Raw genomic sequence first — 23,247 nt, 5'->3', positions numbered from 1 at the left:
TGTACACATTATTTCTGGCAGCGGCGACAGAACACGGTCGCTCGCTGCCCAAGCTTGATCTCGGTCAACGCCTGACCGCACGCCACGCAGGGCTCGCCTCCCCGGCCGTAGACATGCAGTTGCTGCACAAAGTAGCCCGGTTTACCGTCAGCCTGGGTGAAGTCTTTCAAGGTGGTGCCTCCCTGCTCGATCGCCCGACTCAATACCTGCTTCACCTCCTGCACCAACCGCTCCAGTCGGGTACGGCTGAGCGCGCCTGCCGCGGTCTTAGGGTGGATCCGCGCGGCAAACAGCGCCTCATTGGCGTAGATATTGCCCACCCCGACCACGATCTTATTGTCCATCAACGCCGTCTTAATGGCGGTGGTCTTGCCTTTCAACCGAGCCTGGAATGCCTCAGCGTTAAACCCGAGCGTCAGCGGCTCCGGCCCTAGATGGGCCAACAATGGCTGAGCGTCGAGCGGTAACTGCCACCAGATCGCGGCGCCAAATCGGCGCGGATCGTTCAGCCGCAACACCGCACCGCTGTCGAGCTCGAGCTCCAGATGATCGTGCTTAGCAGGCGCCGGCGGGTCATGTAGCACCCGCAGATTGCCCGACATGCCCAGATGCAGGATTAACACGCCAGCCTCGGTGTCGAGCAGCAGATACTTGGCACGACGAGTTACAGCACGGATGGTCTGCCCCACCAATTGCTGGATCTGCGGACTGACCGGCCAACGCAGATTCGGGTTGCGCACCCGCACCGCCAACACCTGATGACCGACGAGGTGCGGGGCGATCCCGCGGCAGGTGACTTCCACTTCCGGTAACTCAGGCATGGTTACACTCCATCAGACTCGTTTCGGGCGGGCGACGCCGTGGGCAGCAGGGTGTTCATATCCAGATTGACCAAACGCCACCATTGCGGCTGCGCCAATAACTTGATCATCTGCCCCTCTGGATACAACAGCACGGTTTGTGGCTCGCCAGACGCCGTCAAATAGAGATCGACCTGGATCGGTACCTCCAATCGCTCAAGTGGCGTTACTACCGGCACCAAGCGGGCTTGCTGCCACGCCATGACCAAACGCTGCAGCTCTGAATGGGGCTGTGATGGCGTCGCCTGCCATTCGCCCTGCTGTTGATGCAATACCACCCCGGAGAATACCAGCGCCGCTAGGTTGGCCTCTGCAGGCAATAGCGTCACGCTGTTGTCTTGCGAATCGACCAAACGACTGAGGCTCAGCAGTAAGATCCCAACGCCGGCAACCAATACGATCAGCAGGTTATTATAATTTGTTGGCCGTTTCGCCATGCCGCTCACGCTCCCTCTCGCTGCCAGGCTCCACCATGCCATAAGCGCCCAGCTTATTCATGCCCAACCGACTGGCTCGGTGCATCTTGGCGCCTAGCCCGAGGGTGCCAGGACCATCCCCCCCTAAACTCGATACAGCTTGCGTGTCGGCGACTTAGCGGCACCATCGTGCCAGCGCTGCCCCCCTCTCACGCCCGGCACGGCGCTTTCATCCCGATCCAGCGACGTCACAGCACACAACAGACCCGTACGAGGACTGGGATCCTGCAACAGACAATACACGACGGCATGAGTTTGAGCTTGCCGCACTGCGCTGACGGATGTCAGCCTCTCGGGCATTGCGCATGTGGGCCCTGATACCAGCGGCCATGTTTTTTGTGTCCGAACGGTTTATCCAGACACAAAAAAACCCAGTCCGAGGACTGGGTTTCTTCAAGAGGCAAAGAGCAATTACTTGATCTTGGCTTCTTTGTACAGCACGTGCTTGCGGATGGTTGGATCAAATTTCTTGATCTCAAACTTCTCAGGCATTTCACGCTTGTTCTTGTCAGTAGTGTAGAAGTGACCAGTGCCAGCAGAGGACACCAAGCGGATCTTCTCACGAATACCTTTCTTAGCCATCGTTTAACTCCTTAAACCTTTTCGCCACGGGCACGCAGTTCGTTCAGAACGACTTCGATGCCTTTTTTATCGATGATACGCATACCTTTAGCGGAAACGCGCAGCTTGACGAAACGCTTTTCGCCTTCAACCCAAAAACGATGGGTGTGCAGGTTTGGCAGAAAACGACGCTTAGTGTGGTTTTTTGCGTGGGAAACGTTGTTCCCGGTTACCGGACGCTTGCCGGTAACTTGACATACTTTAGACATTTCAGTCTCCAATTCTTAGCTCGAGCATCATTGTGCCTCGTATGGCCGTCGCCCGAGGACACACGAAGGGCGCATTTTATACAAGATCCCTTGGCAAAGATCAAGCCAAGAGTCTGAGAATGCGCCCTACCTATAACCAGCCCCGTTCAGCAAATGAGCAACTTTGACCGCTACCCACCACTAAATGATCGAGGACCGGAACATCCACCAGAGCTAATGCCTGTTGGATCCGACCGGTAATGTGGCGGTCTGCCTGGCTTGGCTCAGCCACCCCTGAGGGGTGATTGTGCGCCAGGATCACCGCCGCAGCATTGGCTGCCAATGTCGTCTTCACCACTTCACGTGGGTACACCGACGCGGCGTCGATCGTGCCTCGGGAGAGCCGTTCAAGTTTGATCACCCGGTGCTGACTGTCTAACAACAGCAGCACAAAATGCTCTTCGCCCAGACCGTGCAAATGACTGCGCAGATAATCCCGAACCGCTTGTGGAGAGCTCAATGCCGAACTCCTTTCCACTTCGCAAGCCAGGTATCGGCGCGCCAATTCCAATGTAGCCTGTAATTGTACGTATTTGGCCTCGCCAAGGCCATGGATCGAACAAAATTCCTGCTTGTCCGCAGTCAAAAGTGCCGTCAAGCTTCCAAAATGGTGCAAAAGCTGCCGAGCCAAAGCCACTGCGCTGGTTCCGGCAACCCCGGTGCGCAGGAAAATAGCCAATAATTCGGCGTCACTCAGGGCGGTGGCGCCCTGCTCGATCAAGCGTTCACGCGGCCGCTCCTGAGCAGGCCATTGGCTTATGGTCATGATCACCTTCCTTGGTTCAAGACTGCCGACTCCATTCGGCCCTGTGTTATCTTAGGCCGCAGTACGCTGATATAGGCAAGAGCATGAGTAAAGCCAACATTCTTCTTGGTGTGAGCGGGGGCATTGCCGCTTACAAAACACCAAACCTGGTGCGCCGACTGCGTGAGCAGGGCGCAGACGTTCGCGTGGTGCTGACCCAAGGCGCCAAGGCATTCGTCACCGAAATGTCGCTGCAGGCGGTCTCAGGTCATCCTGTGGTACGCGATGTACTCGATCCCGCGACCGAATCCGCCATGGGTCACATCGATCTGGCGCGCTGGGCCGATACCGTGATCATCGCCCCGGCCAGTGCCAATGTGATCGCCCGCATGGCGGCTGGTATGGCAGACGACCTGCTCACCACCGCCGTACTGGCCACCGAAGCGCCTGTCATGCTCTACCCAGCCATGAACAAGGTGATGTACCAACATCCCGCCACTCAGGCCAATCTGGCGCTGCTGGCCGAGCGCGGCGTGCAAGTGATCGATCCCGATGCCGGCGATCAGGCCTGCGGTGACATCGGCCCCGGCCGCATGCCGGAGCCTGAGACCATCGCCGCTCAATGGGCCCAGGCTCAACGCCCAGAGGCACAGCCGCTGGCTGGCAAGAAGCTATTGCTGACCGCCGGACCGACCCGCGAAGCGCTGGATCCGGTGCGCTACATCTCCAACCACAGCTCGGGCAAGATGGGGTTTGCCATCGCTCAGCAAGCGCAGGCGCTGGGCGCCGAGGTCACCCTAGTCAGCGGCCCAGTTAATCTCGCCACCCCCTCAGGCATTCAGCGCATTGACGTCGAGTCGGCTGAGCAGATGATGGATGCGGTTCTGGCAGCACTGCCGGGCCAGGACATCTTTATCGGCTGCGCTGCAGTGGCCGATTATCGCGCTGCCAACGTGGCCGCAGGCAAGATCAAAAAATCTCAGGATGCGATGACCATCGAGCTGGTGCGCAATCCCGATATCCTCGCCACCGTCGCGCAACAGGCACAACGTCCGTACACCGTTGGATTTGCTGCCGAAACCCACAATGTGGAACAATACGCCCGCGATAAACTGGCCCGCAAAAAGCTGGATCTGATCGCCGCCAATGATGTCTCCCAACCGGGGCAGGGGTTTAATGCGGACGGCAACGCCCTCACCCTGTATTGGCACGACGGACATCATAGCCTGGGCCATAGCGACAAAGCCGATCAGGCCCGTCAACTGTTACTGACCATAGCCAAGCGATTGCCTACCGATGAAAACACCGATTGAACTGAAGATCCTCGACTCCCGCCTAGGGAGCGAATGGCCCCTACCCGATTACGCCACTCCGGGCTCTGCCGGCATGGATCTGCGCGCCATGCTCGACGCCCCGCTGACACTAGCACCGGGCCAAACCGAGCTGATCCCCACAGGTCTGGCGATCCACATCGGCGATCCCGGCCTGGCCGCCACCATCCTGCCCCGCTCCGGCCTAGGCCACAAAAAAGGCATTGTGCTGGGCAATCTGGTCGGGTTGATCGACTCCGATTATCAGGGCCAGCTATTTGTCTCCTGCTGGAACCGTGGCAATGAAGCCTTCACCATGGCGCCGGGTGAACGCATCGCCCAGTTGATGTTCGTCCCAGTTGTGCAGGCGGCATTTAAGCTGGTGGAAGAGTTTGACGCCTCAGATCGCGGCGAAGGTGGCTTTGGCCACTCAGGTACCCAGTAATTCAGGAGCCCGAAATGGCAGCCAATAACAAAAAGAATCGGCGTCAGCACATCCTTGAGTGCCTGGCCAGCATGCTGGAAACCTGCCCCGGCCAGCGGATCACCACCAAAGCGCTGGCGCAGGAAGTGGGGGTCTCCGAAGCGGCGCTCTATCGCCACTTCCCATCTAAAGCCCGCATGTTTGAAGGGCTGATCGAATTCATTGAAGACTCCCTGCTGTCGCGCATCAATCTGGTGATGATGGAAGAGAAGGACACCATGAACCGCTGCCAGTTTATCCTGCAGCTGCTGTTGACCTTCGCCGAGCGCAACCCGGGGATCACCCGACTGTTGACCGGCGATGCCTTGATCGGCGAGCAGGAGCGGCTGCGCGAGCGGATCAACCTGCTGTTTGGCAAGATCGAAACCCAGATCAAACAGGTTCTGCGGGAAAAGAGCATCCGCGAAGGCCAGGGCTTCTATCTAGAGGAAGGCATGCTGGCCAACCTGCTGATGGCTTGGACCGAAGGGCGCATCGCCCAATTTGTGCGCAGCGACTTCAAGCAGCTCCCCACCGCCGACTTCTCCGAGCAGTGGGCCTTTATCCGTAAGCAGCTGCTGCAGAGCTGACCGCTCCCCACTCGAGAAGAGCCCGGCCAAGCGCCGGGTTTTTTATGCGATTTTCAGCCAAGTCCAGCTGGTCCCGCGACTTGGCATCATGAACTGGCCCCTTTGCCAATACCCTACCGCTTCGCTATATGCGTACAGCTCCGACATGGGCATACGGCTCGCCCCAACGACAAGCCGGAAGACCGAAACCTCCACCGATTGCCGCTCTTGGGCTCCTCACTTGCGCCTCACAACGCGCTTAACGACTGACGCCACCAGCCCGTTCAGCATCGTTATGGAATGAACCCGCTGTGCAAACAACCAGCAGAATTGAATTGGCCTGCAGTTTCGCTCAACACAAAAGCACAGCGGCTGTACCGGGTTCAAACATTAACCGACCAGTCGGATCAAATATCTGCATTTCCAAAGAATGATCAAACAAAGAGTAGTGCAAAAGCTCTAATATCGAGGGAGAATTTTCGTCTCCCCTTTGCCCGTTGATAAGGAAATACATGAAAAAGATCGCGTTGATCAGCCTCGCAGTGGCAGCTCTTCTGCTCTCTCCGCTGCTCTATGTGGCAGGCACCTTTGCCCTGAACGGTCCCATCCCTGACGAACAGTTTCAACAGGCGTTACCCTCCATTGTTGAAAACCTAGAGGTCAAGATCGAAGGAAACGGTGATAAGACCCTGGTGATGATCCACGGCTACCCGGACAGCCTGGAGATGTGGGAACCTCAAGTCGAATTCCTCAAGGAGCATTACACCGTCGCCCGCTTCACCCTCCCCGGGTTTGAGCAGAAGGATACCGGCGAACGCCCTCATTACAGCATCCAACAGATCAGAATGATCTCCGACGCCTTTATCGCAAGCCTGAATGCCGAGCATGTTACGGTGATCGCGCATGACTGGGGGGCTATGTATGCTTCCCACTATCTGGCGCAAAATGATCTGGTCGATCAATTGATCCTGCTCGACATCGGCAGTTATGGCAGCGAGCCAACACCGGCGATCAACGCCAAATACACCTTTGCTTTGGGCATTGCATGGACGCTGCCAGAGACACTCGGCCACAAGCTTACCCTCTACACCGCAGAGCATATCCTTGAGCTGGAAAAAAACGTCGATCCAAACAAAAGCGTGCATGATCTGCGGACCGATCCACGCATGACCTATCCCTACTGGCACCTGTGGAACGCCATTTTCACTAAAACCCTCCCAACCGCTGTCGCCGTTGAGGACTTTGGCACCGAGCTGCTGTTTATCTATGGCGAAGACAAACAGATCTGGTTCCATGGCGAACAGTGGCAACAGCAAGTCATCGATCTGAACAAAGGCCAGATCGAAGCCGTCCCTGGTGGACATTGGTTTACAGAGTCATCCCCGGCGCTGATCAACACGATGATCCATGACTGGATCAGCGCTAACTAAGCCACCAAGTACGAAAGAGGGCGCCATGAAGGCGCCCTCTTTTTGTCCATCTCCGGACACGCTATACCGGATGAGTTACGCGATCCCGTACTGCTCACGGTAAGCGCGCACCGAAGCCAGCTCGGCTTCACGGCCCGGTTGCTGCTCCAGATACGCGATCAAGTCGCCCAGCGCCACGATGGACACCACGGAGCAGCCAAAGTCACGCTCCACTTCCTGAATGGCGGACAGCTCGCCCTTACCCTTCTCCTGACGATCCAGCGCGATCAGCACACCGGCCAGCTCGGCGTTGTTGTCCTTGATGATCTCCATCGACTCACGGATCGCAGTGCCCGCGGTGATCACGTCATCCACCAACATCACCTTGCCGGTCAGCTCCGCACCCACCAAGGTACCGCCTTCGCCGTGCGCCTTCTTCTCTTTGCGATTAAAGCAATAAGGCAAGTCGCGATCGTGGTGATCCGCCAGCGCCACAGCCGTGGTGGTGGCAATAGGAATGCCCTTATACGCCGGGCCAAACAGCAGATCGAAATCGATGCCTGCGTCCATCAGTGCCGCCGCGTAAAAACGTCCCAGCTTCGCCAAGTCACTGCCCCGGTTAAACAAGCCCGCGTTAAAGAAGTACGGGCTGGTGCGACCGGATTTTAGCGTGAACTCGCCAAAGCGCAGTACGTTACGGTCGAGGGCAAACTCAATAAAGTCTTTCTGGTAGGCTTTCACTGTCTTTTCCTGTTTCTTAGATAAAAAAGAAGCGGCAACGCCGCTTCTCAATTTTGTCATTATTGTTGATTGTAGGCCGCTTTCTGCGCCGCGATCAGATCGGCAATGCCGTCTTTGGCCAGTGCCATCATGGCGTTCATCTCCTCAAAGGAGAAAGGCTCACACTCAGCCGTGCCCTGCACCTCGATGATGCGGCCATCCTCGCCCATCACCACGTTCATATCGGTGTCGGCGGTGGAATCCTCGGAGTAATCCAAGTCACACACCGGCTGACCTTTAACGATACCAACGGAGACGGCGGCGATCGGCTGCTTCAGCGGGCTGATCTTCAGCTTGCCAGTCACCTTGAGGTAATCGATGGCATCCATCAGCGCCACACACGCACCGGTAATGGCCGCGGTACGGGTGCCACCATCCGCCTGGATCACATCACAATCGATGGTGATGGTGTGCTCGCCCAAGGCTTTCAGATCCACCGCTGCGCGCAGGCTACGGCCGATCAAACGCTGGATCTCTGAGGTGCGACCGCTCTGCTTACCGCGCGCCGCTTCGCGATTATTCCGGCTATGCGTCGCCCGCGGCAACATGCCGTACTCGGCGGTGATCCACCCCTGTCCCTTGCCACGCAGGAAGCGTGGCACGCCCTCTTCCACGCTGGCGGTACAGATCACCTTGGTATCACCAAAGGCGATCAATACCGAGCCCTCTGCGTGAGCGGTGAAATTACGGGTGATGGTCACTGGACGCGGCTGGGCCGCAGTTCTGCCGTTCGAACGCATGCTGTTGAACCTGAAGTTGGGGAAGTGGGCGCCATTATAGCGGTTGATCCGCATCAATCCCACCGAGAGTGACGGTGTTAACGACAAAGGGGACTCGCTATACTGAGCGGGATTTTTTCTAACTGAGTCACCATCATGACCCACTCCATGACCGCCTATGGCCGCGGTGAAATTAAAGCCGACTGGGGCACCGCGTCCTGGGAGATCCGCTCCGTTAACCAACGCTACCTGGAGACCTACCTGCGTCTGCCCGAGCAGTTTCGCGGCTTAGAGCCGGTGCTACGCGAGCGCCTGCGCAAGCGTTTGGCCCGAGGCAAAGTGGAAGTGAACCTGCGGTTTGAGCTGGCCCAGAAGACCGACACCCTGCAGATGAACGAATCCTTGGCACAACAGCTGGTGGATCAGGCCAACAAGCTGCACACCATGGCCGGCATTGGCCAGATCCAATTGGTAGATCTACTCAAATGGCCTGGCGTGATGGAATCCGGTGAGCAGGACATGGACGGCGTCAGCAAAGATCTGCTGAGCCTGTTCGACACCGTGACCGACGACTTCATTGCCGCCCGCGCCTCCGAAGGCCAGGCGATGGAAGCCCTGATCCAGCAGCGTCTGGACGCCATCACCGAGCAAGCCGCCTTTGTCCGCGCGCGCATGCCGGAAGTCATGGCTTGGCAGCGTCAGAAGCTGACCGACCGCCTAGCCGAAGTGATGGACGATCTGGATCCCCAGCGCATCGAGCAAGAGATGATCCTGCAGGCGCAGAAGCTGGACGTGGCCGAAGAGCTCGATCGCCTCGACGCCCACGTGGCCGAGACCCGCAAAGTGCTGAAAAAAGGCGGCGCCGTCGGCCGTCGCCTCGACTTTATGATGCAGGAGTTCAACCGCGAAGCGAACACCCTGGCCTCCAAGTCCATCAGCGCCGACATCACCGCCGCAGCGGTGGAGCTGAAAGTGCTAATTGAGCAGATGCGCGAGCAAATTCAGAACATCGAGTAAACCATCACAAGTTCTGAATTTTAAGGGTTTATCCTTTATTTTCATAAGCTTGACGTGAATCAATAGTGATTCACAGTGAACCAGATTGAGTCATAGTGAGTCACCTGAACGGTGACAGGTAGGTGGCAGATATGAGCCTTAAGCTCTATCGTGCGACGCAATCCTGTCACCGTTTTTTTTTGGTTCAATGAAAGACTCTCAACTTAAGAAACTACTCTCCAACCGCGTCATTGGCCGACACGCTGTAGGCCGCTCTGTGTACTTCCGTGTGTCAGCAGAGGGCTCAGGCTTTTGGATCTTCCGATACACGTTAAACGGTAAAAGAAGAGAGATAACAATCGGGCGATATGGCAAGCGTGCTGACTGTATAGGGTTAGATGAAGCACATGACAGAGCTGCTAAGGCACGAATTGACGTAAGACAAGGGAAAGACCCCGCTCTAACTAATCCATACACCGCCATCAGGGCATTCGAAACGCTCGACTCTGTCTTTGATGAATGGATAGCTATCAAGGCTCAACACATCCAAACACCCTCGATTCCCACTCGGATATACAAAAAGGAACTAAAACCAGCACTGGGCGATAGAAACCCAAATGACATAACACCCCATGAACTCCTCAAGGTGCTCCAGAAAATCACACAAAGTGGTAGACCGACGATCAGTAATGATGCGCTGTCCATCGCCAGACAAATCTTTGACCATGCGATGATCATGGGTCTATGTGAACGGAATCCGGCATCGTGCCTACGGGAAATGCATGCCGGAGGTAAAGAAGAAAGCAGAACACGAGCACTTGGAGTTACTGAACTCGAGAAAGTGTTCAGGGTTTTGAGAACAAACAAAGATAGGTTTACGCGAGATAACTACATCGCTTTTTGTCTGCTACTAACATTAGGAGTGCGCAAAAGGGAGTTGATTGAGGCCAAGTGGGAAGAATTTGACCTAGAGTTGGGCATCTGGTCTTTGCCAGCAACACGAAACAAGAGCAAAAAAGCTTTTAGAGTTGCAATACCTAACCAAGTTAGGCCTATGCTCAATGAATTAAAGGTTAAGTCCTATGATAGTGAGTATCTATTCCCAAGCCGCAGGTCTGGTAAATATGGTCACATATCTTCGAGCACACTAAACCATGCATTAGCAAAGCTATTTGGTAAACAATGTAGCAAAGGATTTAGACCTGAAATAAATGTCATGGCGAAAGAAGACATTGAGCACTTCACTATTCACGACTTGAGAAGGTCATGTCGTACCCTGCTTGCATCTATAAACGTCCCACCACATGTAGCAGAACGTGTATTGAATCACTCTCAAGGTAGAATAATCGAGACATATGATAAACACGATTACATTGAAGAACGAAGATCTGCGCAGGAGTCCTTGACGGATCTATTACTGACTTCAGCAAAAATGTAATTCCACCCATCTCAGCGCAGGCCGCTTCGCGGTCAGCACTTCAATGCGCGGCACGAATTCACTCCCGCTTAATAAATTACCGCCTCATTCCAGTCTGATGCCGTTATGTATTAAAAGAAAAATGACTTCTGGCTCAGGGCTATACGAAATGACGTATAGCCCTAAGCCGCGCCACTAAAGCGCTACGAGCAATTCTATACATAACACAATATAACCAGACTGGAATAAATATCTGTCTGTGGTTTCATATGCACATCTTCAGCACGGGAAAGCTTATGAAAGACTTTGAATTAATCTCTACAAATGAAGTATGCAAACTTCTTTGTATTAGCCGCAGCACTCTCCTGCGCTGGAGAAAATCAAATCACTTTCCAAAGGGGACTGTTTTAGGTGAACGGGCACTCTATTGGAATAAAGTCGATATTATTAATTGGTGGAAATTCCACAAGAGGGTACAATCATGACAAATTCAAATGGCACCAAAACGACATCCAACAATGTACTCACTGAGGATGATTACGTTGTAAAAGTTCCGAAACTTCGAAAGGAAGGTATAGACGGACTATTCCAGTTTATTATTGATGCTTTTGGGCGCAGTAACCAGTTAATACCTGAATTCTTGATAGCTTCAATATTGGCTCGTGCGGCGGCACAATTCGAATCGTTCTTTGTGCAATTTGGACAGCACAAGACAAAGCTCAATGCACACTGGCAAATATTGGTAGCACCGACAGGTGAGGGGAAAGGAGTCTCGGAAACATTTGCAAATGACCTTTGGATGGCGGCAAGTAAGCTCGCAAATATTGAACCAGCAAAACAGATGGATGGGCTTGTATCTGGTCAAGGTCTACTAAAAGAAATATCGGATATCGATGAAGACGGAAATGAACGTTCAGATAAGCGAGTACTTATCGTTGAGGAAGAGTATGAAAAAGTAATGACTGTTGGCAAATCTGATGGTAATACACTTTCTGGTACTCTACGAATCGTGCATGATGGAAAGACTGTTGGAAATATGAGTATATCCAATAAACTTACCTCCACAGGTGCTCACGTTGTACTCCTCGCCCATGTGACACCAAAGGGCTTACACGACAAAACTTCAAAAGTAGACGAAAGCAATGGGTATATAAACCGCCATATATTTTGCTATGGCATGAGAAACCAAACTGTATACAGGCCTCGCCCAGTTTCCGTGGGAGAGCTAGAAGTCATCACCCAAGAGCTCTCTGATATCATTTCGTGGTGTGGCATTTATTCTGCCCCAACTCAAATGGTGGTATCTCGTTGTTTTGAAGACTACTATGATCAAATTATCCCAGAGATCCATGATGTGGATGGTGATGAAACCAGAAAGTCATTACTAAGCAGGGCTCCCCACAAACTAATTACCTTCTCTATGCTATTTGCAATTTTCGACTGTTCATTGACGATCAAGGAAAGACACCTAAGGTCTGCACATGCATGGATAGATTACTGGTTTGAAAGTATTGACTACCTTTGGGGATTAGAAGCATCTAGAGTTAAATCTCAACGAGCTATAGATGATTCAGATAGTATTTATAGTTTCCTGTTGGAAAAAAAGCAACTTGGTGTAGACTTCGTCAATGCATCTGAGCTTAACCAGAAGTTCAAGAGAAGAATTCCAGCAAAACAACGTAGAGCTGCTCTTGATTATCTTCAGCATAAAAACAAGGTGAATATTATTAGGGGAAAAAACAATAGCTGTCGTGTGCAATTGCTCCCCCTGTGACAAAGTGGACAAACGCTCCAATCCCATCCCCATAGGGTGGAGGCCATGATACAGCTCGAGGCCAAACTGTTTGTTTGGCCTTCCGTATGTTTAGCCTTACGTCCCTACCTAATGGGGTTTGTATCGAATGTACCGTTTGTCCAAGTGCTAACCATTTAACTCCAACTTCATGTTGGGCTGCTCATCTTTAGCTATCTTAACGATGCGGCTTGCCAAGGCTTTAGCTCTAAGGCCACTTCCAAAAACATTACTCTTATTCTGTGTAGATAAACAAACATCAACCATAAACTTGGCTCTGTCCTGCTCGTCTTCGTTTAACCTTCGTATCGCAAACTCTAAGACTTTCCGTGTTGCCACATTCTCGCAGAGAACAGACAGAACTTTCGATATAGATAATATGGCAGGTGTTGACTTGTATACGCTTTTGGCCGCTTCGGTTACTCTCCTCATTTCTTCTAGGTGTTTTTCTTCTTCGTGCTTAATGTACTCTCTAGAAGCCGCTATATCTCTTTGTAGCTGATCATTTGTTTCTATCATTTCATCATGCTTACGCTTTATGTATTGCTCTTTCTCTAGATGTTCCTTTCTGGTTTTTTCTTTCGACACTCCTCGTTTGAACCCTAAGTCTAGGAACTCTAATGCGGCAAGATCTTGAACTCGTGCCCATGGTGAATCCTGCCCTTTCTTAGCCATTATGCGGAGGGGAGCAGTCCTAGTATCGAAATCATAATTGAAGAAAGAGACATGAGCATGGTAATTCTCCTTCCATAGACCATCCTTGTCCTCATGACCTTCATCGGCATGAAACACAAATCCAATCGGAGTTAATCCAAACTTTTCTTTTACCTTAGATTGCAGCTTATTAAGGCGTACCTTAAACTCCCTTTCGAAATACATCCTTCCTTCTTTTTTGATGATCGAATTACAAAGTTCTCGATCAAAAGAAATAACAAAGTCGACAATTGTATTCGAGTTCTTCTGGAGTTTCTTCCCTTTTACTCGCTCAACCTCTAACTTAGTTTGCTCATATAAATCAGGGATAGGTGCCCCATAAGAGTAGAAGTTGTTACTTAAGAGTTCACTTTTAGCATTTTGAATTTTAGCATGGGTTCTTTCAGTGTGCCCAAACAAATTCTTATTACTGTCTTTGTAATATTTTGCATTAACTGATATATAAGCAGCCACAATATTGCCTTTTCTTTTATCTTAACTCAGGCAATAACTGAAAGGTGTAAACCAACTTGTCCTTCTGCTTTCAAAATATGCGCGACAGCGCTTTATTAAGCACTGATCGACAGAGCAGCGCTTTAGCCCACTAAAACACTGTACCAGTGTGTGGGCGGCCACGGCCGATCAAACATAATGACAACAACACGGAACCTTTGCTGTTACAAAAAGTGGTGGCACCTATCTATCAAAGTATACTTTTTCACCAAAGTGAATGGGATTCAAATTCTCTCGCGTACAACTTGATCTCATATGGTGTCTCAGCGATCATATATCATTATCACTTCATAGCTCTTGATATAATATGACTAATTTACTTTCTAGATATAATGACAAAACACACGATCTCAAATTTATTTCTGTTGATTGTGAAGCATTAGAGGTAAGGCATCACTCAGAGAATAAAATTCGTAGCTCTGGTGGTGATTCTTACTATCAAGGTGATGGGAAGTGGGGCCAAACAGCAGTCCACGTTAGCTCAACAACTGTCAACTATACTGAAGTTTGGATTAATCTATATGGTAAAGAACTTCCCATTAGCTTAGACAGTAGCTTTTCAGTAAGACAAGGAAATAAGCTGACACTTCTTCTTGTAGAGGGAAAACCAAATAACGAAAACCATGAAATTTGGAAAGTCATATCAGTAAAAAACAGTCAAACTGGTTCCTATACTCAAATGGTGGACTCTGATTCACTTGCCAGTCAATTTGTTCCTTTTGAAGAAAGAAAGTATCCAATAAAAGGAACCGCGCTCTTGTGGTTGCTCGGCGGCCCTATTTTAGCATTTATACAGTGTAAGCTTCTTGAGAATACTTCTTATCAACAATTATTCAATGATATTGTTGTTCATACTGGAGAAGATATGGCTCAAGTTGTGGTGTTTATTATTTCAATTTATTCCGACCTATTTAAGCAATCTAGCTTTGATGGCGTAGCTTTAGGTATCGCTGGTTGGACTGCTATCTGTGTAGGCATTATGAGGTTACTATCCGACAACCGAGACGAAGAGAATCGTTCAAAATTCTCTAAATTTGTTTCCAATCTCAGCAATCAGTTTAAAAACAACTGAGCAGATGATTAGATAGAATTAATATGATGCCGTTAAAATATACTTGATGGGCATCCTTTCGAGTTCTAATTGCTTACACACAGTTTTATTTACTGTTGACTTAATTTAACTGTATAAAGAGTGCGCACATGACACCGTGGGTGACAGATATGTACAATTTTTTTGAGCAGCCTCACGTGCCAGACTTCAATTAATTGATTTAAAAGAAGTTTATTGCACTTTGCTTAATCAAATTCAGAACATTGAGTAAGCCTATTTGTCGATAACACGGTGCCCCGCACGCTGAGCGAGTGGGGCACCGTTGTTTTTGGGCTTTAGCGTAATTAATCCTACCCTTGTGGACTTTTAGAGTCGCCCCCAACTGACCAACTAAAAATCCTAGAATGCTAGGACTTAATCCGTACTGCTGTGGCGATCTTTTGGTGTAGGCAGAGCTCCGATAGGCTCACCGTCATTAACGAATTTCGATAACTCTGACACTTGGAGTCCTGACCCCTTAGACCCTTGGAACCCTCAAGGGAATACGTTTCAAACACTTTAACCCTGAACCTGAAACGTGAACCTCAAGCCTGCGTCCGAGCTCACTGCAGCAACCGAATGCTAATGAAGCGCTTTCACAATGGCTTCGAAACACTCCCGACACGACTCTTTCTCCAACATGCTTCTCAATGTCTCTTGCAAGTGTGGCATCTCGTCGATCTGCGCCGTAATAGCCTCCAATGAAGCCAACCTAACCCGGTTATCAGCCGGGCTATTCACCAAAGCCACAACTTGTTCAACGTCCTTGTCGCTTAACGATTTACCCACCAATGCGTTCAAAGCTGCCACCTGCACAGTGATAGGCTCATCGTGTTGTCTTAGCGCCTTTTCAAACAGTTGCCCACGAGCGTCCTCTCGATCAGCCTGTGCCAACGTACCGATCGCCGCGATCTGAACCGCTTCAACTTCACTACTAAGGTATTCTTCAAGCATCGCAATTTCTCCATCAAATCGAGCATTAGAGAGCGCATTCAGCATACTGATCTGATCCGTAGGCTGAGAGGCGTTTGTTAGCCCACTCAACAAGGCCGATAACAAGGGCTCAATATCATGGTGAGCTCCCCGCCTCTCAATCATCGTTCCAACCCCTAAAATGAAACTCGATGCCAGTGCCATATCGTCCGTTGCCACCCCCTCTGAAATCAGCTCAATCAATACCTCCTCAACCGATGAGCTGAGTGGACCATCGCCAACCGTTAGAGCCCGAACGGCCCTAAATCTTAAAAGGTCGGCACGGTCTTCGTCGGTCAGGATCTGGGTCAGAGCACGCTGAACATTTTCACTGTCCACAACCCCTAATGAGACAAGTAAGCGCATTTCTGCCTTATTTGATATCTCATGAGATGTCAGCAAAGCGGGGATCTCTTCAAGCACCAGGTCAAGCTGCTCCAAATGGACCACTAGATCGGTCACTGACATATTTTCTAACTGTGGAGAAGTGATCAAGCCCAGTAACTCACTGCTAAGCTGCCCCCTATCATCAAATTGTGCGATATCATCTGCTATGGCGACAGGCCAATCCTCCACCGGCCACGCCAAAATGTCCAAATCACTCGGTCGCACATCGTTTCGCTGCGTCAACTCAACCATCTGTTCAGTTTCCATCGACTCAGAGCCATCAAATAGCTTAAACAGCACGGTCTCCCGACCTTTTAGCTGAGCAAACATGCACGCCCGCGGATCGATCTCATGAGAAAAATAACGGACTGATAATGACTGGATCCGCCCCTCTGTTCCATCCGTACGCTGCTCATAGTGCCCTTTTTGTTTGAGCAGTTTACCGTCACCGCCATCAATGTAACTCGCGCGATAGACACCAAAAGCATCTCGTTCAACCACATTCGTTGCCACTTCATAGCTTGTTTGAAAAAAGTAGGCCAATCCCTTTAATTTCGCTTTATCGACCTCTGACAGCCCCTTAGGAAATGAGAAAGAGTCCAAACCGGCTTCATTATGCAAATGGAAAGCGAAAGGTACTTCATGCGCCCTTGAGAATAAATGCCCTTCCACACCAGCCATAGACATCTCATCTCCCTTTATCGCCCACCAGACACCAGACTCATCATCAAACAAATGTTTTAATGTGATAACTCCAGAGAGGTTAACAACCTGCGTATTGATTTCTCCCTCTCCAAGAGTCATTTTAGTATCTAAAGACAAATCATATTGCGCTTGGCAATTAGCACTCGCACCATTTGAGCAAAATGCAATCAATAATATCAAAACTCTGTCAAGCCATTTCATTATTCCCAATCCCCCATCGCAACACCGCCGGCGGCTGAGAACGCATTCCAATTCTTCTTAAATATACTGGGGGTATTATAGAACCAATGATCCGAGGTGGTCGTACTTGGGCACCAACCATCAAAGAACCCCCATGAGCACCGAACAACCGTCGGATATTTCACATAGGTTCCCCATCGACCCGAAAGCAGATCAACACTAATGTCTGAATATAAATGCCACTCTGCGACGGCTTCACTCCCATGTGGCACAATCGCAACCCCGCCGCTACCAGAAAAAGCGTTATCAATCACACGCAGCTCAGCCACAACACCACCACCAACCACGACGACATCAAACCCTGCACTCGTAAGTATGCTCAAGTTCAGATTCATCAGGTTTGCTTCAACACCAACGCCATTACCCCAGGGTGAAAAAGTAAGTGACGTACCAACTTGGCCCTGCACCCCAGCATCTACGTTCACTGGGATAGGCCCAATCAGAAAATGGACACTGGCTAACTGCCGGTACTCTTCCCATGTTTTTGCTAGCTGATAACTCGGTACATTGATACTTTCCTCCACAACCTTACTACCAAGTACAGACAACGAGGCCGATGACTGATTTGGCACTGCAGTTGCTGACAACTGAAACAGAGACTCAGAATGACCAAATATTGTCGCCCCTACGGCTGAGAGGGTATTGAATCCAGCAACTCTTGCGTCTCCTCTTGAATCAGAAAACATACCCGCTTTCCAATACACATCAAGACTTGCCTTCGAACCATCCCCATAATAATTTCTGCTATCTACTCCCATGAAGTGAAAACTATCATCATCCGCCATTAATGATGCTTCACCCTGACTGTTAGATGTCGAGGTGCTCGCAAGCAAAGGAGTATTCAAATTGCTCATTTGAATGCCATCCTGATCACCAAAGAAGTAATAGGGAAGATCAAACTCGTACTCATTACTTATCAAGTCACCATTTTCATCTGAAATTGAAAACTTAAGCCTCACAAACTTCTCACCACCGTAAACGTAATCATCATAGAGCTTAGCCAGCTGTTCATCTGAAAGCTTCACATCAAACGGAACATGCTGAATGCCGGAGTGGAATGATGAAATACCCTGATACCCTTGATAATCTTCCGACTCATAATCCCAAAACATCATCGGCTGCCATGCACCGTCGATAAATGCCGCCCCGAGTATTTCCATATCGCCTTGCAGATCACCATCATGGATCGTTTCAATATAACCAATAATGTCAGAGTCAAACTCTCTATTGGCGATAGATGTATTCGGAACATCCCAGATCAGCGCTGGCGCAGCAGTCGCCCCTTTCACGATCTCCAATGCGACCGGCAAGCTCTGTTCAATCCGGATCAGTGCATGGGCATACCCATTATCTTGGTGGTCAGTGACCTCTGGGTTCGGGTAATTATCACTGTCTATCGACTCCTCATGCCGCTCATGTGGCCGAATATGTGAAACTAACTCATAGTCTCCCAGCCGTACCTCCCTCGGTATCTTCATAGAGAAAATCTGCTGGGAAGAACCGGCAGAAAGAGCTGTCAGAGTTTCGTGGCCGACGTGGTAAACCTTCGCCTCATCCGATAAGCCTCCTAAGTAAAAATCCACATCCGCATCAACAGACTCATCACCAAAACCCTCAAGTAAGACAGCGTACTCAACCTCTGCAGTTCGGCCCATGCTGGGTGTATCAATCCAATCCGTGGAAATTGCAGTCACGCTTACATTCTTTGCAACTAGTTCCTGTGCAGAATTTTCCTCATCAGAGCTGTTGTTACAAGCAACGAGAGCGAACGCAACCCAACCAACAAGCAGTGTTTTCCTGACCATATGACGCCTCCTAAAATCACCTCAACTGCAGTAAGAAAAACCACAGCAACCACAATCAACAATATGAAAATGTGTTGAATAATGGCTTGCACAAAACGGTCAGAGACTTGTACAAAACCCATCACAACGGGGTTTTGGTGTCATGCGGGGATAGATCGTACGAACTCGGAAGGACTGACTCCGGTTTGCTTTTTAAAGGTGCGGGAGAAATAAGCCAGACTGTCGAAGCCCACCGCGTCGGCTATCTCACTGACGCTGTGCTGGCCATGTTGTAACAGGCGTTTCGCCTGAGCGATGCGTAGATTGACCATCAATTGGTTAGGGCTCATATTCAGCTCCTGCCGGCATCGGCGACGCAAGGTCTCCGCACTCATGTCCATCGACGTCGCGAGTTCGGCTACGGTGAGCTTAGGATCGTCAATTCGGGCCAAGATCAACGCTTGGATCACCAGCTCGAATTGTGCCAATACCTGCTGTCGGCCAGACGGTTTCAGTTCAATATCTCGGCAGAGCGCTTGTTGCTGCCGCAACAGCTCGTTGATCCGCACTATCAATTCCGCGGTATCAAACGGTTTGGTCAAATAATCGCTGGCGCCGGCATCGAACCCGGCGACAACATGGCGCTTGGTGGTGTTGGCCGACAGCAACAGCACGGGGATCGCCGCGGTGTCCGGCGCCGCCTTGAGCTGCTCTGTCATCTCGATCCCAGACAGCCCCGGCATAGTCACATCGCTGACGATCACATCCGGCAGGTATTGACGCGCCATCTGCAATCCTTGCTCGCCATCGTGCGCCTCAAACAGCTGATAGGCCCCCTCCAGGCTTTGACACAAAAAAGCCCTCAGCTCCGCATTATCATCGACCAGCAGAACCCGGGCGGAGTCGGTGTCGGTCGATTGCCGCGCCGTCGATTGCCCGCGCGGCTCGAGCAATTGATGGTCGTCAAAGTGCGCGTGACCCAACTGCAGCCACAAGGTAAAGCAGCAGCCCTGATCCAATTGGGAACTCAGGCTGATCTGACCATGATGCAGCGCCATGACCTCTTTCACCAAAGCCAGTCCAATGCCGCTGCCACCCAGACCGGTGGCCGCCGGCGCCTGATAAAAACGATCGAAGATCTGCGCTTGCTCCGCGTCGCTCAAACCTATCCCGTCATCGCGCACCTGTATGCCGACTTGGCCATCAGCACGGCACAACGACAGGGTGATCTGCGTGCCCGCGCCACTGTATTTGATGGCGTTGGACAGCAGGTTCGCTATACATTTTTCCAACTGATCCTGATCGCAATAAACCAACAGAGGGTCAACCGCCCCCTCCAGCACCAAGCTTTGTCCTTGTTGCCCGGCCCAATCCTCAAAACGTTGCGCCTGACGTCGCATCAATGCCGCAATATCGTGCTCGATGATCCGCAGCTGCATCGCCCCCAACTCCAACCGATCCATGTCCAACACCTGCCCCACCAGAGCCAGCATGCGATTGGCGTTCGTTAAGGCCGTATTGGCCCGCTGCCGGGCTTGCGGGCTCATGCCCCGGGTGAATCGACCCACCAGATCACCCAATGAGCCGATAATCAACGTCAGCGGGGTCCGAAACTCGTGGGAGACGTTGGCAAAGAATCGGTCTTTCAGCTCTTGCTGTTGCTGCAAGCGTTCGGTTTGTCGCCGCAATTGACGCGTCCGCCGCGCGATCAGCAAAGACAACTTGCGATTTTGCAGCTGCAACCGACGCGTCCGCCAGCGCTGGCCCCACCAGGCGCTGCTCCCTAAGGCGAGAAACAACAGCACGGCATAACCGAGCCAGGCCAATGGGCTCCAATACCACGGGTAGGCCACGGCAAAGGAATAGTCGCTGCGCAGCACGCGGCCCCAAGGATCCCGCGCTTCCAGTTCAAACCGATATTGCCCACCGCGCAGATCGATAAAATCCTTGCTGGAGTCCGTACTCCACGGACTCCAGTGCTGCTGCAATGCCCCCTGCATTCGGGTGCGGTATTGCACCGGCCGAGGCAGGGCATGATCGCCTCGCAGGCCATAGCCGATACGCAGCGAACGGCTATCGCGGCCATACTCAACCGTCGCGCCCATCGACTGACTCTGAGCTAACGGTATCTGCTGCTCGAGATCGGTCACCTGCCGGATCGCCAAGACCGCCGGGGCGGGCAATGAGACCGATGACGGGATCCGGATCACCTGAGCCGAAGAGGTTCCCAGCCACATCGCCTCACCTCGCGCCGCCAGGCCCCGCACCCCCGCTTGATTGTAGGGCCGAAACGACTGGGTCAGGGTTTGACCACTGAGGCCGGACGCCGTGTGCAGTAAGCCAGTGTCCGCCCCGGCCTGAAACCACAACTGCTCCGGCTCCGACTGCTCGAGCAAAAAGATCCCCTGATCTGCCTGCCGCAGCGCCTCAGGCAAGTCATCAGACTGGAAAAAGGGCACATCCGCCCGTTCATCATGGCGCAATAAGCCATGTTGGGTACCGAACCAAAAATGCTCTCGTCCCTGATAGGGCACGACGTGATCGTGCCCCAGAGGGGCCGTCTCGGCATCAAAGCGCTGCAATCGTCGACTGTGACCATCAGCCTGGATCCCTTCCAGTCGATAGAGCTGTTGCTGGGCCGAGCTGGCCCAGAGCACAGGCTGCTCTACGCCCGTCGTTTGCACTTCGACGTACTCAAAGACGCCCTCCAGCCCACTGATCGCGGCAGAATGCCAGCCATCGCCCTGGCGCTCCAGCAGATAGATCCCTTCATCCGACGCCGCAAATGCTCGCCGCTGATCCGGCCACACCACCAGATCCACCACCGTCCCGGGATCGACAATCCGTTCAGGCTCGCCCCCCTCTTGGGAGAGCGCATAAACCCCATCGTCGGCCGCAACCAAGATGAGATCCCCCATGGGCTGCAGATCCCACACCACATGATCAAAGGTGCCCTGACGGACAAACTGCGGGGCCAGCCAGGGCTCCGCTCCCGGCTCCAATCGATACAAGCCGGTGCCATAAAACCACAGCCGATCGCCGATCCATTGCAACGACTCCAGATCCCGAGTGCCGGTATCACTCAGGTATTGGCTGAACTTGTGCGGGGGCGTAAAGGAGGCGATCCCCGGCAGTCCGCTCACCCAGAGCTGATCCTGACGATCAACAAACACATGGTAGATAGGCCCGCTGTACAAGCCGTCCTGTTGTCGATAATGGCGCAGCAGTTGCCACTGGGGTGAAAACATTAGGACGCCATCGGTTGAGGAGTTGATGTAGGCATAACCGGCCTGATCAACGGCCCCGCCGTATAGGCCCCCCGCCGGGAGTTGCTCCGGAGAAAACAGCGGCTCAAACCGGTCGCCGCGCAGTTGCCAGATCCCATGCTGATAGGTGATCGCTACCGGCTCGCCGTCGGCGCCGGGCAATAAAGCCTTAATATCGGCCGCGGCCTCGATCTGCCATGGCATCGCTTCAAGCTGAGCTTGCCGCTCACCCGTCAGGCGGTAGATCTGCCCCTGTGTTCGCGGCTTGAGGTAAAGCTGTCCCTGAAAAGGCAAAAAACGAAATCCATCCGACGCCAGCTGGGGCAACGCACTGAGTTGCTCACCGTTCCAGACCAAGACCGCATTCTGGCAGCTAAACACAACTAAATGCTCATCCACCGCCACCGACCAGACCTCACCCGGATCGGCCACCAGCGCTTGGGTCGCCAATGGGGTGAAGGCAAAGTGCCCTTCCGGTTGCCGCTCAAAATAACCGAGCTCGCCGATCGCACCCGCGTAGATCCGACCATCATGCCACGGCGCCAGACTGCGGATCCGGGTGTTATTGTCGGTTGTGGCCAGTTGCCAGCGTGTACCATCAAAGCTGGCCATCCCATTCGCTGTCGCAAACACCATCAGACCGTCGTCCAGCTGATCCGCCCACCAGATCTGACTTCCCGCCTGATGCGTCTCAATGCCAAATTGCTGACTGATGGGCACCCCGATCTCCGTCGGCATAACGGACGTCGCCACAACCTCCCATGCCCATACCCAACAGAGCAGGTAGCCAGACCATTTTGCGACGGACCACCCCTTCATCCTTGTTTTCCCATGAGCTCACTGCGTCAATTTCCCTGCGGGTAAAGACACCACGGCAGGATCAGTAAAGCAACAACCGTCCACTCAGGCCCCTTTTCCGGCCAGTGCAATGTCCTCGGCTCAACCACAGCGCAAGATGCCAGCGAGCAAGAGCCGTCCAGATCGACCAAACCCAGCAGGCCGCTCAATGAGCGGCCTGTTGGGTTCATTAACGCGTCGTTTGCAGGGAATTTTGTCTAGGTTCTCGGTAACCGTTCACCCGCGCGCTGTTGACAGCGAGATCAGCGATCGATTGATGATCGACAAATTTTGCTCAATTTAGGCTTGAACGATCTCGCAATACCGTCAATCTGATGGCATGAAAACAAACAAG

The 23,247-nt window shown here is 52.1% G+C and carries 20 protein-coding genes; 9 read left to right on the top strand and 11 right to left on the bottom strand.

Features of this window, described 5'->3' with window-relative positions; translation table 11 throughout:
• Window positions 1–8 precede the first annotated feature (8 nt).
• The 5 genes from mutM to radC all read right to left on the bottom strand — a co-directional run bounded on the left by mutM (window position 9) and on the right by radC (window position 2,971).
• Window positions 9–821, bottom strand: coding sequence for a bifunctional DNA-formamidopyrimidine glycosylase/DNA-(apurinic or apyrimidinic site) lyase (gene mutM / locus ABEA08_RS15185; RefSeq protein ID WP_345336204.1), 813 nt, complete (start codon window positions 819–821; stop codon window positions 9–11).
• A 2-nt stretch (window positions 822–823) separates the two neighbouring features.
• On the bottom strand, window positions 824–1,297 hold the full coding sequence (locus tag ABEA08_RS15180) for a hypothetical protein (RefSeq protein WP_345336202.1): 474 nt from the start codon (window positions 1,295–1,297) through the stop codon (window positions 824–826).
• Window positions 1,298–1,747: 450 nt separating this feature from the next.
• Window positions 1,748–1,918, bottom strand: coding sequence for a 50S ribosomal protein L33 (rpmG, locus tag ABEA08_RS15175; protein ID WP_028116431.1), 171 nt, complete (start codon window positions 1,916–1,918; stop codon window positions 1,748–1,750).
• A gap of 11 nt (window positions 1,919–1,929) precedes the next feature.
• Window positions 1,930–2,166, bottom strand: coding sequence for a 50S ribosomal protein L28 (gene rpmB / locus ABEA08_RS15170; protein ID WP_345336201.1), 237 nt, complete (start codon window positions 2,164–2,166; stop codon window positions 1,930–1,932).
• Window positions 2,167–2,296: 130 nt separating this feature from the next.
• Window positions 2,297–2,971 carry a RadC family protein gene (gene radC / locus ABEA08_RS15165; RefSeq protein ID WP_345336200.1) on the bottom strand — a complete coding sequence of 225 codons (675 nt, stop codon included), beginning with the start codon at window positions 2,969–2,971 and terminating at the stop codon, window positions 2,297–2,299.
• An 83-nt stretch (window positions 2,972–3,054) separates the two neighbouring features.
• Here radC and coaBC point away from each other — a divergent pair, with 83 nt between their 5' ends.
• From coaBC to ABEA08_RS15145, 4 genes are all read left to right on the top strand, one after another.
• Window positions 3,055–4,263: a bifunctional phosphopantothenoylcysteine decarboxylase/phosphopantothenate--cysteine ligase CoaBC gene (gene coaBC, locus ABEA08_RS15160; RefSeq protein WP_345336199.1), complete on the top strand. Its 1,209-nt coding sequence runs from the start codon at window positions 3,055–3,057 to the stop codon at window positions 4,261–4,263.
• Window positions 4,247–4,705, top strand: coding sequence for a dUTP diphosphatase (gene dut, locus ABEA08_RS15155; RefSeq protein WP_345336198.1), 459 nt, complete (start codon window positions 4,247–4,249; stop codon window positions 4,703–4,705). The genes coaBC and dut overlap by 17 nt, the downstream gene beginning before the upstream one ends.
• Before the next feature lie 14 nt (window positions 4,706–4,719).
• Window positions 4,720–5,313: a nucleoid occlusion factor SlmA gene (slmA, locus tag ABEA08_RS15150; RefSeq protein ID WP_345336197.1), complete on the top strand. Its 594-nt coding sequence runs from the start codon at window positions 4,720–4,722 to the stop codon at window positions 5,311–5,313.
• Between the two features lie 491 nt (window positions 5,314–5,804).
• Window positions 5,805–6,722 carry an alpha/beta fold hydrolase gene (locus ABEA08_RS15145; RefSeq protein WP_345336196.1) on the top strand — a complete coding sequence of 306 codons (918 nt, stop codon included), beginning with the start codon at window positions 5,805–5,807 and terminating at the stop codon, window positions 6,720–6,722.
• A 75-nt stretch (window positions 6,723–6,797) separates the two neighbouring features.
• Here the strand turns inward: ABEA08_RS15145 and pyrE are convergent, their stop codons facing one another.
• Together pyrE and rph are read right to left on the bottom strand one after the other, a co-directional pair.
• On the bottom strand, window positions 6,798–7,442 hold the full coding sequence (gene pyrE / locus ABEA08_RS15140; RefSeq protein ID WP_345336195.1) for an orotate phosphoribosyltransferase: 645 nt from the start codon (window positions 7,440–7,442) through the stop codon (window positions 6,798–6,800).
• Between the two features lie 59 nt (window positions 7,443–7,501).
• A complete protein-coding gene (gene rph / locus ABEA08_RS15135; RefSeq protein ID WP_345336255.1) occupies window positions 7,502–8,221 on the bottom strand; it encodes a ribonuclease PH in 720 nt (239 codons plus the stop codon).
• Window positions 8,222–8,356: 135 nt separating this feature from the next.
• Between rph and ABEA08_RS15130 the strand changes: the two genes are divergently transcribed.
• The 4 genes from ABEA08_RS15130 (at window position 8,357) to ABEA08_RS15120 (ending at window position 12,387) form a co-directional block, all read left to right on the top strand.
• A complete protein-coding gene (locus tag ABEA08_RS15130) occupies window positions 8,357–9,217 on the top strand; it encodes a YicC/YloC family endoribonuclease (protein ID WP_345336194.1) in 861 nt (286 codons plus the stop codon).
• Window positions 9,218–9,404: 187 nt separating this feature from the next.
• The gene (locus tag ABEA08_RS15125) at window positions 9,405–10,634 is read left to right on the top strand and encodes a tyrosine-type recombinase/integrase (protein ID WP_345336193.1); all 1,230 of its coding nucleotides are present in this window, start codon (window positions 9,405–9,407) and stop codon (window positions 10,632–10,634) included.
• Between the two features lie 248 nt (window positions 10,635–10,882).
• Window positions 10,883–11,098: a helix-turn-helix transcriptional regulator gene (locus ABEA08_RS22055; protein WP_425557370.1), complete on the top strand. Its 216-nt coding sequence runs from the start codon at window positions 10,883–10,885 to the stop codon at window positions 11,096–11,098.
• Entirely contained in the window at window positions 11,095–12,387 is a 1,293-nt protein-coding gene (locus ABEA08_RS15120; protein WP_345336192.1) for a hypothetical protein, read from the top strand. The genes ABEA08_RS22055 and ABEA08_RS15120 overlap by 4 nt, the downstream gene beginning before the upstream one ends.
• Before the next feature lie 147 nt (window positions 12,388–12,534).
• Here the strand turns inward: ABEA08_RS15120 and ABEA08_RS15115 are convergent, their stop codons facing one another.
• Window positions 12,535–13,572: a plasmid recombination protein gene (locus ABEA08_RS15115; protein WP_345336191.1), complete on the bottom strand. Its 1,038-nt coding sequence runs from the start codon at window positions 13,570–13,572 to the stop codon at window positions 12,535–12,537.
• A gap of 346 nt (window positions 13,573–13,918) precedes the next feature.
• On the opposite strand from ABEA08_RS15115, the gene ABEA08_RS15110 reads away from it, so the two are divergent.
• Entirely contained in the window at window positions 13,919–14,683 is a 765-nt protein-coding gene (locus tag ABEA08_RS15110) for a hypothetical protein (protein ID WP_345336190.1), read from the top strand.
• A 600-nt stretch (window positions 14,684–15,283) separates the two neighbouring features.
• On the opposite strand, the gene ABEA08_RS15105 is transcribed toward ABEA08_RS15110, so the two are convergent.
• The 3 genes from ABEA08_RS15105 to ABEA08_RS15095 all read right to left on the bottom strand — a co-directional run bounded on the left by ABEA08_RS15105 (window position 15,284) and on the right by ABEA08_RS15095 (window position 22,808).
• Window positions 15,284–16,966 (bottom strand): HEAT repeat domain-containing protein, encoded by a 1,683-nt coding sequence (locus ABEA08_RS15105; protein WP_345336189.1) that lies wholly within the window; start codon window positions 16,964–16,966, stop codon window positions 15,284–15,286.
• On the bottom strand, window positions 16,966–18,810 hold the full coding sequence (locus ABEA08_RS15100; protein WP_345336188.1) for a hypothetical protein: 1,845 nt from the start codon (window positions 18,808–18,810) through the stop codon (window positions 16,966–16,968). Before ABEA08_RS15100 ends, ABEA08_RS15105 begins: the two co-directional genes overlap by 1 nt.
• 140 nt (window positions 18,811–18,950) lie before the next feature.
• Window positions 18,951–22,808: an ATP-binding protein gene (locus tag ABEA08_RS15095; protein WP_345336187.1), complete on the bottom strand. Its 3,858-nt coding sequence runs from the start codon at window positions 22,806–22,808 to the stop codon at window positions 18,951–18,953.
• Window positions 22,809–23,247: the final 439 nt, after the last annotated feature.

Source organism: Ferrimonas pelagia (genome assembly GCF_039543565.1).
Taxonomy (GTDB): domain Bacteria; phylum Pseudomonadota; class Gammaproteobacteria; order Enterobacterales; family Shewanellaceae; genus Ferrimonas; species Ferrimonas pelagia.
Note: the sequence above shows the minus strand (reverse complement) of the source record. Positions and strands in the feature narration are given on the sequence as shown.

Coding starts and splice junctions, on each gene's coding strand:
- ABEA08_RS22055 (WP_425557370.1), top strand. CDS start 10,883: ATGCACATCTTCAGCACGGGAAAGCTTATGAAAGACTTTGAATTAATC.
- dut (WP_345336198.1), top strand. CDS start 4,247: ATGAAAACACCGATTGAACTGAAGATCCTCGACTCCCGCCTAGGGAGC.
- rph (WP_345336255.1), bottom strand. CDS start 8,221: ATGCGTTCGAACGGCAGAACTGCGGCCCAGCCGCGTCCAGTGACCATC.
- ABEA08_RS15145 (WP_345336196.1), top strand. CDS start 5,805: ATGAAAAAGATCGCGTTGATCAGCCTCGCAGTGGCAGCTCTTCTGCTC.
- ABEA08_RS15180 (WP_345336202.1), bottom strand. CDS start 1,297: ATGGCGAAACGGCCAACAAATTATAATAACCTGCTGATCGTATTGGTT.
- ABEA08_RS15130 (WP_345336194.1), top strand. CDS start 8,357: ATGACCCACTCCATGACCGCCTATGGCCGCGGTGAAATTAAAGCCGAC.
- ABEA08_RS15105 (WP_345336189.1), bottom strand. CDS start 16,966: ATGAAATGGCTTGACAGAGTTTTGATATTATTGATTGCATTTTGCTCA.
- ABEA08_RS15120 (WP_345336192.1), top strand. CDS start 11,095: ATGACAAATTCAAATGGCACCAAAACGACATCCAACAATGTACTCACT.
- rpmG (WP_028116431.1), bottom strand. CDS start 1,918: ATGGCTAAGAAAGGTATTCGTGAGAAGATCCGCTTGGTGTCCTCTGCT.
- ABEA08_RS15100 (WP_345336188.1), bottom strand. CDS start 18,810: ATGGTCAGGAAAACACTGCTTGTTGGTTGGGTTGCGTTCGCTCTCGTT.
- ABEA08_RS15110 (WP_345336190.1), top strand. CDS start 13,919: ATGACTAATTTACTTTCTAGATATAATGACAAAACACACGATCTCAAA.
- slmA (WP_345336197.1), top strand. CDS start 4,720: ATGGCAGCCAATAACAAAAAGAATCGGCGTCAGCACATCCTTGAGTGC.
- ABEA08_RS15125 (WP_345336193.1), top strand. CDS start 9,405: ATGAAAGACTCTCAACTTAAGAAACTACTCTCCAACCGCGTCATTGGC.
- mutM (WP_345336204.1), bottom strand. CDS start 821: ATGCCTGAGTTACCGGAAGTGGAAGTCACCTGCCGCGGGATCGCCCCG.
- radC (WP_345336200.1), bottom strand. CDS start 2,971: ATGACCATAAGCCAATGGCCTGCTCAGGAGCGGCCGCGTGAACGCTTG.
- coaBC (WP_345336199.1), top strand. CDS start 3,055: ATGAGTAAAGCCAACATTCTTCTTGGTGTGAGCGGGGGCATTGCCGCT.
- rpmB (WP_345336201.1), bottom strand. CDS start 2,166: ATGTCTAAAGTATGTCAAGTTACCGGCAAGCGTCCGGTAACCGGGAAC.